Genomic DNA, 14748 nt, shown 5'->3' on the forward strand with positions numbered 1-14748 from the left:
CTCATTCGCGGAGCGCCCGTGACCGTACGCAATCTCGACGCGTTGTTTCGCCCAAAATCCATTGCCGTGATCGGCGCCTCGAAGCGCGAGGGCAGCACGGGCGCAATGGTATGGAAGCGGTTGATCGAAGGCGGTTTCGACGGCCCCGTCTGGGCCGTCAATCCGAAGTACGACATGCTCGACGGCCACGCCTGCGTCGGCAACGCGGGCGATTTGCCCGACGCGCCGACCGTTGCGATCATCTGCACGCCGCCTTCGACGTGGCCCGCCATCGTCCACACGCTCGGCGGGCGCGGCACGCGCGCGGCGATCATCGTCGGCGAGGCGCGCTGCGATGACGACCGCGCCGACGTGCGCCACACGCTCGCCGCCGCGCGGCCGCATCTGCTGCGTATCGTCGGGCCGGGCAGCCTCGGCGTCATCACGCCCGCGCTCAAGGCGCATCTCGGCGCGCCTTCCGTGACGGTACGCTCGGGCGGCGTCGCGTGGGTGTCGCAGTCGAACGCGTTGACCAACGCGGTGCTCGGCTGGGCGCATGCGCGCGGCCTGGGCTTTTCGCACGCGATGGCGCTCGGCGACGAAGCCGACGTCGATGCCGGCGACGTGCTCGACTATCTCGCGAGCGATCCCGGCACGCGCGCGATCCTGCTCGAAGTGGATTCCGTGAAGGCGGCGCGCAAGTTCATGTCGGCGGCGCGGGCGGCGTCGCGCAACAAGCCGGTGCTGGCGTTGCGCTCGGGCCGCAGCGATCCCAACGACGCGCTCTACACGGGCGCGTTCCGCCGCGCGGGCGTGGTGCGCGTCGATGCGCTCGACGATCTGCTCGATGAAATCGAAACGCTTGGCGTGGGCCGCGTCGCGGCGGGCGCAACGGCGACGCTGATCACGAGCGACCGCGGCGTCGCGACGCTCGCCACCGACGCGTTCAAGGCCGCCGGCGACACGCTAGCGCCGTGCCCGTCAGGCGCCGTCGATGCGCTTGCACAAGCATTGCCGCGCGCCGTGCCGGGCAATCCGCTGCTGCTTGGCAGCGACGCACGCGCCGAGCATTTCGGCACGGCGCTGAAGGTGCTCGCCGATCAGCGTTTGACGGGGACGGCATTCGTCGTACACGCGTCGACGCACGGCGCGCCCGTCGAGGAAGTCGCGCAGGCGTTGATCGCGAATCAGCGCTACGCGTATCGCGGGCTGCTGGCGTGCTTTTTCGGCGGCGTGAAGCGCGAGACGCGCGATGCGTTGCACGAGCACGGCATCCCTGTGCACACCACGCCGCAGCGGCTTGCGCGCGCGTTCGAGCGTCTCGTCGAGTATCGGCTCGTGCGCGAACTGTTGATGCAGACACCCGAAGGTCAACCCGCGCGCGTGCCCGAAGCGATTGACGCTGCGCAGGCGCAGGCTTGCGCGGCGCTCTCGTCGGGCGTGACGTTACTTGAAGGGGATGACGCGGCGCGGCTGCTCGCGCACTTCGGCGTGCGCACGGTGCCCGACGAAGCGCGTGACGGTGCCGTAGTCGATATCGCGGTCGAGCTGCGCGACGACGCCAACTTCGGCCCAGTGTTCCGTTTCACCGCGCCACCCGAGCACGACGAAGCGCGGCCGATGTGCGTGTTCGGCCTGCCGCCGCTGAACCCCGTGCTATCGGGCGACATACTGTCGAACTCGGCGTATTCGCGCGAAGTCTCGCCCGAGCCCGTTCTGACTACGCTGACGTCGATTTCGCAGGCGGTGTCGGAGATACGCGAGATCGTTTCGCTGAAGCTTGCGTTGCGCGTGATGAGAAACGGCGCGGCGATCGTCGCGCCGCGTCTGTGGCTATCGGCGAACCGCACGCGTTTCGCGATCATGCCGTATCCGCGGCGCTACGAAGAGACACTCGACTGGCGCGGCCAGCGCATCACGGTGCGGCCGATTCGCCCGGAAGACGAAGCGGCGCATCGGGACTTCGTCGAATCGATGACGCCCGACGATCTGCGCCTGCGCTTTTTCGGCGCGGTCGGCAGCTTCGATCATTCGCAGCTCGCGCGTATGACGCAGATCGACTACGACCGCGAGATGGCGCTGATCGCGACGACACAGAACGACGACGGTTCGACGCACACGCTTGGCGTCGTGCGCGCCGTCGCGGACCCGGACAACGAAACGGCCGAGTTCGCGATGGCCGTGCGTTCGGATCAGAAGGGCAAGGGGCTAGGGCGTCTGTTGATGGAGCGGATCATCGCGTATTCGCGCTCGCGTGGCACGCACTGGATCATCGGCGAGGCGTTGCGCGAGAACTCGGCGATGATCGGGCTGGCGACGGCTGTCGGCTTCACGACGACGCGTACGGAGGACCCGGGCGTGGTCGGCTTCAGGATGGCGCTCGATCAGCCGGATGAACGGGGCGCCGTGGGGTTCGGCGCGTCGCCTGCGTGTTCTGCCTCTGCCCCTACTACTACTAGTACTACGCGTAGCTGAGCGTGTGTTTAAGCCGCGAGCTTCATCGCTGCCGCGTCTACCTGTTCGCGTGACACGGAGAGTTCTTCGAGCCACTCGGGGGCGTACGTCGCGCCCGTTTCGCGTTCGAGGCGCGCGATCGTTGCTGCACAGCGCACTGCGTCCTTCGGTGTCGCGATGAACGGTTTCACCGATTGTCCTGCCGTGAAGGCTTCGAACAGCGGCACGCGGACTTCGTCGGGCAGCGCGCGCGTCCATTGATATGGCTTGCCGTTGAACGTGACTGTCGGCGGCAGCATGCGTTCTTTCTTTGCGGCCGGAATCAGGCCGAAGTTGCGGGCGGCGTCGCCGATCTGATCGGCCGAGAAGAGTTCGTCGGGCGTGATGTCGAATTGCGTGATGAAGGTTTCGATCTGCTTCATTGCCGCGGACCGGTCGTCGCGTTTTTGCTGTGCGCGGGAGACGATTTCACGGAGCTCGTCGGCTTCTTCGCCGGAGATGGTGAAGCTTGCCTGCTTCTGCTGGAGTTCGGAAAAACGCTGGAATTCGAGGTCGGACAGAAGTTTGGCCATAAAGGTTTGGGTTGCGCGTGGGCGCAAGGGGACTTTGGGGTTTGGGAAGGGGCGACATTCTATCGCATTGAGGTTTGAGGTTTGGGGCTTTGTGCCTGCGTTTGTGTTTTGTCTTCGTGGCGGGGCTCGTTTGGTTTGCCGGTCCTTGCGCTGGCATCCGCGTGTTGCCTTCGTGCTTCAGGCGTCGCCCCTGTGGGGGCGGCACCTACTTTTCTTTGCCGCCGCAAAGAAAAGTAGGCAAAAGAAAGCGGCTAACACCGCCAGTTCTTGTGTGCCGCAAAGAAAAGTAGGCAAAAGAAAGCGGCTAACACCGCCAACATTTCTTCTTGCCTGAGGGCCCCCACACCGCAAAGAAAAGTAGGCAAAAGAAAGCGGCTAACACCGCCAACATTTCTTCTTGCCTGAGGGCCCCCAAAGGGTCTTACGCTTCACACGGCAGCATTTCTGTTCGCGTTCGTTGCCAACGCTTCGAATGAATGCCTCACCCGCTTCAAATGCATTTGCACGGGCAAGCGGCAGCGAATGGTATGTGCCGCTCAGGTGGCAAACAGTGTGTAGGTTGTCGCGTCGTACAGGGTAGCGCTCTTACAGGGTGGAACGCATGCGCTATCGATTCGAAGTGAGGCGTGCGAAGCACTACGGCCTACACACAGTTTGCCACCTGGGCGGCCGTGGACTATCTGGCACGGCATGGTGCAGCACGGGCGGGCGAAGCGGGTGAGGCGCACCGCAAGAGCGCTGGCAACGAACGTGGGTCACGTGGTCGCCGTGTGAAGCGTAAGAACCTTTGGGGGCCCTCAGGCAAACACAAGAATTAGCGGTGTTAGCCGCTTTCTTTTGCCTACTTTTCTTTGCGGCGGCAAAGAAAAGTAGGTGCCGCCCCGCACAGGGGCGACGCTTGAAGCACGCTAACAAAACGCGGATGCCAGCGCAAAGGCAAAACACTGAACGGCGACGCTTGAAGCGCGAAGGCATAACGCGGATGCCAGCGCAAACACAAGCAAACCAAACCGGCTGCGCCACGAAGGCAAAACGCGGATGCCAGCGCAAAGGCCAGAACAACCAAACCGCCCGCGCTGCGCAAGCGCAAGAACCAAAACCCCGACCTACGACCTCACCTCAGGCTCAGCAAACATCGACAACCCCTGCACAATCTCCCGCAGCATCTGCGTAACCTGATCCAGCGAAGGCGCCACATACTCATCAATCCGCTTAAGGAAAGGACAAGTCATCGCAGCAATCGCCTGCCCTGACGCCGTCAGCACAGGAAAAGTCAAATCGGTGACACCAAAAATCTGCTGACTGTCCTTCTGCGAAAACCCAGCCGCGCGAATGGTCTCGCACGCACTTTCGAGCGCGCCATGATCGATCGTCACTTCGCCTTTGACCTTGGTGTGCTCGGCGAGCATATGCTCCCGCTGCTCAGGCGTCTGGAAAGCGAGCATCGTGCGCCCCGAACTCGTATCGATCAAACCCACCCGCGACCCGAGCCGCACGGAAATGCCCCAAGTGCCCGGCCCATCCACCTGTGCGATCACAAGCAGATTGCCACGGTCATAGACAGCAAGATGACACGACTGCTCAGCATCGGCAGCAAAGCGCTGCATCAACGGTAACGCCTCGGAAATCAGCCGGTTCATCGGCGGATGCCGATGCGCAAGCGCATACAACTTCAGGCTCAGCGAATACCGGTCGCCCCCCGCCGACCGCACCACGTATTGACGCGCCACCAGACGCTCAAGCATCCGGTACATCTCGCTCGCGTTGCGCCCCAGTAGCTTCGTGATCTCGGCACGCGTCAAGCCGCTCTTCTGCTCGGCAAGCAGTTCGAGTATGTCCAGACCCTTGTCCAGCGCAGGCGCGCGATAACGGTCGGCGTCGTCCTTGTCTTCTACATCCATCGTCGGCAGTCGGTTCGTGTTTGACGTTCGCATTTGATTATCGGCTGTCAGAGGACTGTCACACAGGGCGCACGGCTCCAGGGAAAACACCCACGCGTGTCACGTTGACTTGTCAATGTTCGTATATGAATAATACGTTCATTGGTGAATGCATGCACCAATGCCCATAAGAAAGTGAAAGGTCGATGCACCCGGTTCGCCGGTTCCTCTTCCCACAACGCAGATGGATGCGGATCAGCGCTCAAGCGCAACTCCGATCCATCGCACTAACGTGCATGGGATGGGAGTAAGCGCTGAAGCGCTAACTCCCATCGACACAGGAGACAAGCATGGGTTTCGCCAAGGAGCCGCGCGCGGCTCGCCGTATCGTTCAGAACGCGCTGACGGCCGCCGTGGCCGCGACGTGCATCGCTGGCATCACGTTCAGCACGGCCGCGCAGGCGGCTGACACAGGCAAGGTCGGTCTCGGCCTGCCGCTTCTCACGTCGCCGTTCTGGCAGTCGTACAACAACTATCTGCCGAAGTACGCGAAGGAAATGGGCATCGACATCCTCGCGCCCGTCAATTCGAACAACGACCCCGCGCAGCAGATCACCGACATGAACAACATGGTGAATCTGGGCGCGAAGGGCATCGTCGTCGGGCCGATCGATTCGGCGGCGATCAGCCGTGCGCTCGACTCGGCATCGGCGAAGAACGTGGCCGTGGTCGCCGTCGACGTCGCGCCGACGCAAGGCAAGGTCGCGATGGTCGTGCGCGCCGACAACCGCGCGTACGGCACGAATGCGTGCAAGTACATCGGCGAGCACGTGAAGTCGGGCAAGGTCGTGCAGATCATGGGCGATCTGGCGTCCGTCAACGGTCGCGACCGCTCGGAAGCATTCCGCGCGTGCCTGAAGAACTATCCGGCGCTGTCGCTGCTGGAGATTCCGGCGGGCTGGAAGGGTGATGTCGCGGCAAGCTCGCTGGATAGCCTGTTGACCGCGAATCCCGATGTGAAGGCGATCTACATGCAGGCGGGCGGTGTCTATCTGTCGCCGACGCTGCAGACGCTGCGCCGCAAGCAGATGCTGTTCCCCGCAGGCGACGCGAAGCATGTCGTGATCGTCAGCAACGACGGTATTCCGCAAGAGTTCGACGCGATCCGCAAGGGCGAAATCGACGCGACCATTTCGCAGCCCGCCGATCTCTACGCGAAGTACGGCCTCTACTACATGAAGGCCGCGCTCGCCGGGCAGACGTTCAAGCCGGGTCCCACCGATCACGGCAGCAACATCGTGCAGTTGCAACCTGGTGTTCTCGAAGACCAGTTGCCGGCGCCGCTCGTGACGAAGGCGAATGTCGACGACAAGAACCTCTGGGGCAACACGCTCAAATGAGCGCCTAAGTGAGCAAGCAAGTGAGCGAGCAAATGACCCACGACGCGAACGCATCCACGCGCGCGGTCGTCGAGGCGCTTGGCGTAGGCAAGCGCTTCGGCAGCCACGCGGCGCTGAGAGACGTCAGCATGCGCGTGTTGCCCGGCGAGTCGCATGCGCTCGTCGGGCGCAACGGCGCGGGAAAATCGACGCTGGTGTCGATTCTCACCGGCCTGCGCAAGTCCGACACGGGCGAAGTGCGATTCGGCGGCGAGCTTGCGCCGCCCATCGCCGACCGCGACGCGTGGCGCGAGCGCGTCGCGTGCGTCTATCAGCATTCGACGATCATCCGCGAACTGTCCGTCGCGGAGAACCTGTTCATCAACCGGCAGCAGACGCGCAACGGCGTGATTGACTGGCGCACCATGCGCCGCGAGGCGCGCGCGCTGCTCGATCACTGGAAGATCGACGTGCGCGAAGACGCGCGCGCCGGCGACCTCACCGTCGAAGCGCGGCAACTCGTCGAGATCGCGCGGGCGCTGTCGTATGGCGCGCGCTTCATCATTCTCGACGAACCGACGGCGCAACTCGACGGCGACGAAATCAAGCGGCTCTTCAGGCGCATCGAGGAATTGCAGCGCGAAGGCGTGACGTTCCTGTTCATCTCGCATCACTTGCAGGAGGTGTACGAGATTTGCCAGGCCGTCACCGTGCTGCGCGATGCAAGGCATATCGTCAGCGCGCCTGTGTCGGCGTTGCCGCGCGAGCAGCTGATCGAAGCAATGACGGGCGAGCGCGGCGGCCTCAATGTCACCGACGCGGCTTCCCGCCAACCTCTACCTCCTGCGACGGCCGTCGCGTTGCAGGTCGAAGCGCTCACGGGTGCGGACTACGAAGACGTCACCTTTGCAGTGAAGCGCGGCGAAGTCATCGGACTCACGGGCGCAACGAGCAGTGGACGCACGAGCGTCGCCGAAGCGATTGCGGGGCTGCGCAAGCCACAGCGCGGCGGCATTCGCGTCGACGGCGAAGCGTTGCCGCTCGGCGACGTGCCCGCTGCATTAAAGCGCGGCATCGGCTGCGTGCCGAAGGACCGTCATCACGAAGGACTGGTGCTCACGCAATCAGTCGCGGAAAACGCGTCGATGACGATCGCACGCATGCTCGGCAAGTTCGGCATCGCGCCGCCCGCGAAGAAGAATGCATTCGGCAAGAAGATGATTGACGCGCTCGGCATCGCTACGCAGGGGCCGGAGCAAGTCGTGTCGGGGCTGTCGGGCGGCAATCAGCAGAAGGTCGTGATGGCCCGCGCGTTGGCAACCGATCCCGACGTGCTCGTGCTGATCGATCCGACGGCGGGCGTCGACGTGAAATCGAAAGAAGCGCTGTTGGCCGTTGTCGATCGCGTGCGCGAAGAGGGCAAGTCGGTGATCGTCGCTTCGGGCGAACTCGACGATCTGCGCGTCTGCGATCGCGTGCTCGTGATGTTCCGTGGCCGCATCGCGGCCGAGTTTCCGGCAGGTTGGGAAGACAACGACCTGATCGCATCCGTTGAAGGAGTCAGTCTCCATGAAGAATAGTGTGCCTGCGTTTGCGTCGGCTCAATCGGCTCAAGGAATGGGCTCGAGCGCCGCGCGTCCGCGCATCGAGTTCGCGCGTTTGCGCGATCTCGCGCTGGTGCCCGCGCTTGCATTGCTGATCGTGATCGGCGCGTTCGTCAGCCCGAGCTTTCTGACGAAGGCGAATCTGATCAGCGTGCTGGGCGCATCGGCGGCATTGGCGCTTGTCGTGCTGGCCGAATCGCTGATCGTTCTGACGGGCAAGTTCGATCTTTCGCTCGAATCGACGGTCGGCATCGCGCCCGCTGTCGGCGCGATGCTCGTGATGCCTGCGGCTTCCGCGGGCTTCGGGTTCGAATGGCCGGCTGCGGCGGGCCTGCTCGCGATCCTCGTGGTCGGCGCAGTGATCGGTTTCATCAACGGCTTTCTGGTCGTGCGGCTGCGCCTGAACGCGTTCATCGTCACGCTCGCGATGCTGATCGTGCTGCGTGGCATGCTGGTCGGCGCGACGAAGGGCGGCACGCTGTTCGACATGCCGCCGTCGTTCTTCGAACTCGCGACCACGATTGTGCTCGGCTTGCCGTTGTCGGTGTGGCTGGCGGCTGTGGCGTTCGGCATCGCGGCGTTCATGCTGCGCTATCACCGCCTGGGCCGCGCGCTGTATGCGATCGGCGGCAATCCGGAAGCGGCGCGCGCGGCGGGCATTCGTGTCGAGCGCATCACTTGGGGCGTGTTCGTGCTCGGCAGCGTGCTCGCTTCGATTGGCGGCCTCGTCGTGACGGGCTATGTGGGCGCGATCAACGCGAACCAGGGCAACGGCATGATCTTCACCGTGTTCGCTGCGGCCGTGATCGGCGGCATTTCGCTCGATGGCGGCAAGGGCACGATGCTCGGCGCGCTGTCCGGCGTGCTGCTGCTCGGCGTCGTGCAGAACCTGCTGACGCTCGCACAGGTGCCGTCGTTCTGGATTCAGGCGATCTACGGCGCGATCATTCTCGGCTCGCTGATGGTGGCGCGCCTCGCCAGCGGCGAAGGACAAAACTGACATGACGCATATGACGGACCACCGCCTGATTCTGCTCAGTCCCGAAGACAACTGCCTGATCGCTGGCGCGCGGCTCGAAGCCGGCACGCGAATCGAGATCGAAGGCGAGCACGTGACGCTCGCGAAGACGATCGAGCTCGGCCACAAGGTCGCGCGCCATGCACTGCGCAGCGAAGAGAAGGTGCTGCGTTACGGCGCAGTGATCGGCCACGTGACGACGGATGTCGCGCGCGGCGAGCATCTGCATACGCACAACCTCGAAAGCGATTACCTGCCCACTTATACGCACGACGCAGGCCACGCATTCGTCCATCACTGACGCGGGCCAACAGAACATGACCGACATTTCCGTAGCAAATACCGCGCAATCAGCCATGCTGCCCGTGCTGCAGGGCTATCTGCGCAGCGATGGACGCAAGGGCATCCGCAACGTGGTCGCCGTCGCCTATCTGGTCGAATGCGCGCATCACGTGGCGCGCGAGATCGTTGCGCAGTTCCGCCCTTCGTTCGATGCGTTCGACGACGCTTCCGCAGAGCTGGAAGCGCCCGTTCATCTGATCGGCTTTCCGGGCTGCTATCCGAACAGCTACGCCGAAAAGATGATGGAACAGCTGACGACGCATCCGAATGTCGGCGCGGTGCTGTTCGTGTCGCTCGGTTGCGAGAGCATGAACAAGCATTACCTCGTCGATGTGGTGCGCGCGAGCGGCCGCCCGGTACACGTGCTGACGATCCAGGAAAAGGGCGGCACGCGCAGCACGATTCAATACGGCGTCGACTGGGTGCGCGAAGCGCGAGGCGAACTCGCGAAGCAAAAGAAAGTGCCCATGGCGCTGTCGGAACTCGTGATCGGCACGATCTGCGGCGGCTCGGACGGCACCAGCGGCATCACGGCGAATCCCGCCGTGGGCCGCGCGTTCGATCACTTCATCGAGCATGACGCGACCTGCATCTTCGAGGAGACGGGCGAACTGGTCGGCTGCGAGTTTCATATGAAAAGCCGCGCGGCGCGCGACGATCTCGGCGATGAACTCGTTGCGTGCGTCGCGAAGGCCGCGCGCTATTACTCGATACTCGGCCACGGCAGCTTCGCCGTCGGCAACGCGGACGGCGGCCTGACGACGCAGGAAGAGAAGTCGCTCGGCGCGTATGCGAAGAGCGGGGCGTCGCCGATCGTCGGCATCGTGAAGCCCGGTGATGTCCCGCCCACGGGCGGTCTCTATCTGCTCGACGTCGTGCCGGATGGCGAGCCGCGTTTCGGCTTTCCGAACATCAGCGACAACGCGGAGATCGCGGAACTGATCGCGTGCGGCGCGCATGTGATTTTGTTTACGACAGGACGCGGCTCGGTGGTCGGCTCGGCGATTTCGCCCGTCATCAAGGTCTGCGCGAATCCGAATACTTACCGCAACCTGTCCGGCGACATGGATGTCGACGCAGGGCGTATCCTTGAAGGCCGCGCGACGCTCGACGAAGTGGGCCGCGAAGTGTTCGACGTCACACTCGCCGTGGCGCAGGGCGCGGCGTCGAAATCGGAGTCGCTTGGGCATCAGGAGTTTATCCTTACGTACAAGACGTTCGAGCCCGTCGGGCCGGCGTGCTTGCCGTCGAATGCGGCGCTGCCGCATCGGGTGGTCAGCGTGGCCGCGCAGTGAACGTTGCGGTGAGCGCTGGGTTGAACATAAAACACAACATGGAGAGCGAGACGATGACGGACGCGGCGGGTTCAAACGTGCGCAAGCGGCGCCGCATCGGCGGCCGCGCACTCGAAGTCACGGGGCTGGGGCTCGGCACCGCGCCGCTCGGCGGACTTTATCGCGATCTGTCCGATGAAGAAGCGTTCGGCGCGGTTCAGGCCGCGTGGGACGCGGGCGTGCGCTTCTTCGACACCGCGCCGCACTATGGACACACGAAGGCTGAGCATCGCTTGGGCGATGCGCTGCGGCGCTATCCGCGCAACGAGTTCGTGCTGTCGACCAAGGTCGGCCGTCACTTCGTGCCGCGCAAGAACCCGTATGACGGCAGCGAAGGTTGGCAAAACCCGCTGCCGTTTGAAGCGATCTACGACTACACGCACGACGGCATTCTGCGTTCGTTCGAAGACAGCCAGCAGCGCATGGGCATCGTCGATATCGACATTCTGCTCATTCACGACATCGGCGTCGTCACGCATGGCGAGCGCAACGCGTACTACTGGCAACAGCTCACGCAAGGCGGCGGCTTCCGCGCGCTCGACGATCTGCGCTCGCAAGGCGCTGTGAAAGCCGTCGGTCTCGGCGTCAACGAAGGCGCGGCGATCCTCGACGCGATGCGCGAATTCGACATTGATTGCGCGTTGCTCGCGGGCCGCTACACGCTGCTCGAACAGGCGACGCTCAACGACCTGCTGCCCGAATGCGAAAAGCGCAACGTCAGCATTCTGTTGGGCGGCGCGTTCAATTCGGGGATTCTCGCGCGCGGCGTCGAAGGCGATCTGAAGTTCAACTATGGCGAGGCGCCGAAGGAAGTGATCGAGCGCGTCGCGCGTCTGGAAGCGGTGTGCAAGGTGCATGGCGTGCCGCTGGCTGCTGCCGCGTTGCAGTTTCCGTATGCGCACCCCGCCATCGCGACGGTGTTGACGGGCGCGCGCAACGCGGGCGAACTGCGCGAGAATGTGGCTTCGTTCGACAAGCCGATTCCCGCCGAACTCTGGCAGGCGCTGCGCGACAAAGGCTTGCTCGATCCACGCGCGCCCGTGCCGAAGGACTAGCGGTTCGATCACATCATGCAAATCGACGCACACCAGCATTACTGGAACCCCGAGCGTGGCGACTACGGCTGGCTGACGCCCGATCTCGCGCTGCTCTACCGCACGTTCGGTCCCGACGATCTCGCGCCGCTGCGCGAACGTGCGGGCGTGTCGCGCACGGTCGTCGTGCAGGCCGCGCAGACTGTCGACGAGACGCGCTATCTGCTCGATCTCGCGCGCAATGAAGCGTCGATTGCGGGCGTCGTCGGCTGGGTGCCGATGCTCGATGCAGGCGCGCCCGCATTGATCGCTGAACTCGCGCGTGATCCGAAATTCAAGGGCGTACGGCCGATGCTGCAAGACCTGCCCGACGACAACTGGATTGCCAACCCCGCGCTGAAGCCCGCCGTCGATGCGTTGATCGCCCACGACCTCGCATTCGATGCGCTGATTTTTACGCGTCACGTCGATGCGCTGGAAACATTCATCAAGCGCTTTCCGCAACTGCGCGTCGTGATCGATCACGGCGCGAAGCCGCCGATCCGCGACGGCAGCGCGGGCTGGCACGCATGGGCCGAAGGCATCACGCGGCTCGCGCAACTGCCGCATGTGCATTGCAAGCTGTCGGGCCTCGCGACGGAAGCCGCGCAAGGCTGGACGGAAGCGACGCTGCGTCCCTACGTCGATCATCTGCTTGCCGCGTTCGGGCCGAAGCGCCTGATGTGGGGCAGCGACTGGCCGGTGCTGAACCTGAACGGCGACTACCTGCTGTGGCATTCGATTGCGACAGAGCTGCTTGCATCGATATCCGATGCCGAACGCGATGCGGTTTTCGGCGGCAATGCGGCGGCGTTCTACCGGTTGTGACGGTTCAACTGGAATTCAACATTCGCGCCGGTGAGCAGCCGTTGCAATACCCGGTATGACCCAAACGCCAATCCAACGGGAGCCTTAAATGGTACAAAGACTGGCCGGCAAGACGGCCTTGATCACGGCAGCGGGACAGGGCATCGGCCTTGCGACGGCCGAGCTTTTCGCGCGTGAAGGCGCGCGCGTCATCGCCACCGACATCCGCATCGACGCGCTCAAGGACAAGCCCGTCGAAGCGCGCCAGCTCGATGTGCTCGACGGCGCGGCGATCAAGGCGCTTGCGCAGGAACTCGGTCCCATCGACGTGTTGTTCAATTGCGCGGGCTACGTGCATGCGGGCTCGATTCTCGAAGCGAGCGAGGAAGACTGGGACTTCGCATTCGATCTGAACGCGAAGGCGATGTACCGGATGATCCGCGCGTTTTTGCCTGCGATGCTGGAGGAGGGCGGCGGGTCGATCATCAACATGTCGTCGGCGGCGTCGAGCATTAAGGGCGTGCCGAATCGCTTCGTGTATGGCGCATCGAAAGCCGCCGTCATCGGTCTGACCAAGGCCATCGCCGCGGATTTTGTCACGCGGGGCGTACGCTGTAACGCGATCTGCCCGGGCACGGTACACTCGCCTTCGCTCGAGCAGCGGATCGCCGAGCAGGCGAAGGCGCAGGGCGCGACGGTCGAAGCGGTGCATGCCGCGTTCGTCGCGCGTCAGCCGATGGGCCGTGTCGGCAAGCCGGAGGAGATTGCGGCGCTGGCCTTGTATCTCGCGTCGGACGAGTCGGGGTTCACGACGGGCCAGGCGCATGTGATCGACGGCGGCTGGTCGAACTGAGCCACGCAGCGCGTGCGTGAAGCACGGACCACGTTTATGAACCACGGAATCACTGAACAGAGGAAACTGCAGCGATGAAACTGCTTCGTTATGGACCGAAGGGCCAGGAAAAGCCGGGCTTGCTGGATGCGCAAGGCAAGATTCGCGATCTGTCGAAAGTGGTCGGCGATATCGACGGCAGCACGTTGACGGATGTGGCGCTTGGCAAATTGCGCGCGATCGATCCGGCGACGCTGCCGGTTGTCGAAGGCAATCCGCGCATTGGGCCGTGTGTCGGCAAGATCGGGAAGTTCGTGTGTATCGGGCTGAACTATGCGGACCATGCCGCCGAGTCGAATCTGCCCGTGCCGAGCGAGCCTGTTGTTTTCAACAAGTGGACTAGCGCGATTGTCGGTCCGAACGACGGGATTGAAATTCCGCGTGGCTCGAAGAAGACCGATTGGGAAGTGGAACTGGGCGTCGTGATCGGCAAGGAAGCGAAGTATGTCGATGAGGCGAATGCGCTCGACTATGTGGCGGGTTATTGCGTGATCAATGACGTGTCCGAGCGTGAGTGGCAGATCGAGCGCGCCGGGCAATGGGATAAGGGCAAGGGGTTCGATACGTTTGGGCCGATCGGGCCTTGGGTTGTTACGCGTGATGAGGTTGCGGATCCGCAGAATCTGAAGCTGTGGCTCGAGGTGGATGGGCATCGGTATCAGAATGGCAGCACCAAGACCATGGTGTTTGGTGTCGCGAAGCTTGTTTCTTATCTGTCGCAGTGTATGAGCTTGCAGCCGGGGGATGTGATTTCTACGGGCACGCCGCCGGGGGTTGGGATGGGTGTGAAGCCCGAGGCTGTTTATTTGAAGCCGGGGCAGACTGTGAAGCTCGGGATTGAAGGGCTCGGGGAGCAGCAACAGAAGACTTATGCGGCGGAGTGATGTGCCTGCGGCGCTGAGTTTTTTTGCCGTTTCGCAATGGCATTTGCGGTTTGGGTTTTTCTGCCTTTGCGGTGGCATCCGGGTTTGATGCTTTTATGCCGGAGGCGGTTTGGTTTGCTAGTGTTTTCGCTGGCATCCGCGATTTGTTAGCCTGTTTCACGCGTCGCCCCTGTGCGGGGGGGAGTGTCTGAATTTTTGTGTGCAAGGCAGATAAAAGCCTGCCATCTGGCAGGCTCGTCAATTGCATTCTACAAATGATTCCTTGTGAAGCGATCCTCGTAGAGGATCGCGAACTGGTTCATCGCGGCTTTCCAGTCATGCGCGGCACGGCTCCAGTCAGCCGTGATATTGCGCAAGGCCAGCCATAGCAGTTTGGTCGCGGCCTCGTCCGTCGGGAAGTGCCCACGCGTCTTGACGATCTTGCGTAGCCGGGCATTGACACTTTCGATGGCATTGGTCGTGTAGATCACCTTGCGAACCGCTGGCGGAAACGCGAAGAAGGGGATCACGCGATCCCAGGCCCGACGCCA

At 63.2% G+C, this 14748-nt stretch carries 13 protein-coding genes; 10 read left to right on the forward strand and 3 right to left on the reverse strand.

Features of this window, described 5'->3' with window-relative positions; genetic code table 11:
* Positions 1–18 precede the first annotated feature (18 nt).
* Positions 19–2454 (forward strand): bifunctional acetate--CoA ligase family protein/GNAT family N-acetyltransferase, encoded by a 2436-nt coding sequence (locus tag BLT65_RS22675; RefSeq protein WP_091781204.1) that lies wholly within the window; start codon positions 19–21, stop codon positions 2452–2454.
* Positions 2455–2462: 8 nt separating this feature from the next.
* On the opposite strand, the gene BLT65_RS22680 is transcribed toward BLT65_RS22675, so the two are convergent.
* Positions 2463–3005, reverse strand: coding sequence for a hypothetical protein (locus BLT65_RS22680; RefSeq protein WP_091781139.1), 543 nt, complete (start codon positions 3003–3005; stop codon positions 2463–2465).
* A 1106-nt stretch (positions 3006–4111) separates the two neighbouring features.
* Positions 4112–4906, reverse strand: coding sequence for an IclR family transcriptional regulator (locus tag BLT65_RS22685; RefSeq protein WP_091781142.1), 795 nt, complete (start codon positions 4904–4906; stop codon positions 4112–4114).
* Between the two features lie 329 nt (positions 4907–5235).
* Between BLT65_RS22685 and BLT65_RS22690 the strand changes: the two genes are divergently transcribed.
* From BLT65_RS22690 to BLT65_RS22730, 9 genes are all read left to right on the forward strand, one after another.
* Complete coding sequence (locus tag BLT65_RS22690) at positions 5236–6285, forward strand: sugar ABC transporter substrate-binding protein (protein ID WP_091781145.1); 1050 nt, start codon at positions 5236–5238, stop codon at positions 6283–6285.
* Between the two features lie 32 nt (positions 6286–6317).
* Entirely contained in the window at positions 6318–7844 is a 1527-nt protein-coding gene (locus tag BLT65_RS22695) for a sugar ABC transporter ATP-binding protein (protein ID WP_091781207.1), read from the forward strand.
* Complete coding sequence (locus tag BLT65_RS22700) at positions 7834–8868, forward strand: ABC transporter permease (protein WP_079500497.1); 1035 nt, start codon at positions 7834–7836, stop codon at positions 8866–8868. Before BLT65_RS22695 ends, BLT65_RS22700 begins: the two co-directional genes overlap by 11 nt.
* A gap of 1 nt (position 8869) precedes the next feature.
* Positions 8870–9187 (forward strand): UxaA family hydrolase, encoded by a 318-nt coding sequence (locus tag BLT65_RS22705; protein ID WP_042316939.1) that lies wholly within the window; start codon positions 8870–8872, stop codon positions 9185–9187.
* Between the two features lie 16 nt (positions 9188–9203).
* Positions 9204–10523 carry a UxaA family hydrolase gene (locus BLT65_RS22710; protein WP_208545787.1) on the forward strand — a complete coding sequence of 440 codons (1320 nt, stop codon included), beginning with the start codon at positions 9204–9206 and terminating at the stop codon, positions 10521–10523.
* Positions 10524–10576: 53 nt separating this feature from the next.
* Complete coding sequence (locus BLT65_RS22715; protein ID WP_091781210.1) at positions 10577–11617, forward strand: aldo/keto reductase; 1041 nt, start codon at positions 10577–10579, stop codon at positions 11615–11617.
* A gap of 15 nt (positions 11618–11632) precedes the next feature.
* Positions 11633–12463 (forward strand): amidohydrolase family protein, encoded by an 831-nt coding sequence (locus tag BLT65_RS22720; protein WP_091781151.1) that lies wholly within the window; start codon positions 11633–11635, stop codon positions 12461–12463.
* An 88-nt stretch (positions 12464–12551) separates the two neighbouring features.
* Entirely contained in the window at positions 12552–13295 is a 744-nt protein-coding gene (locus BLT65_RS22725; protein WP_091781154.1) for an SDR family oxidoreductase, read from the forward strand.
* Positions 13296–13369: 74 nt separating this feature from the next.
* Complete coding sequence (locus BLT65_RS22730) at positions 13370–14218, forward strand: ureidoglycolate lyase (RefSeq protein WP_091781158.1); 849 nt, start codon at positions 13370–13372, stop codon at positions 14216–14218.
* Positions 14219–14466: 248 nt separating this feature from the next.
* Here BLT65_RS22730 and BLT65_RS22735 read toward each other — a convergent pair.
* Positions 14467–14748 (reverse strand): transposase (locus tag BLT65_RS22735; protein ID WP_143036541.1); only part of this gene is annotated, 282 nt, incomplete at its 5' end.

It is taken from the genome of Paraburkholderia steynii (genome assembly GCF_900100565.1).
Classification (GTDB): Bacteria; Pseudomonadota; Gammaproteobacteria; order Burkholderiales; family Burkholderiaceae; genus Paraburkholderia; species Paraburkholderia terrae.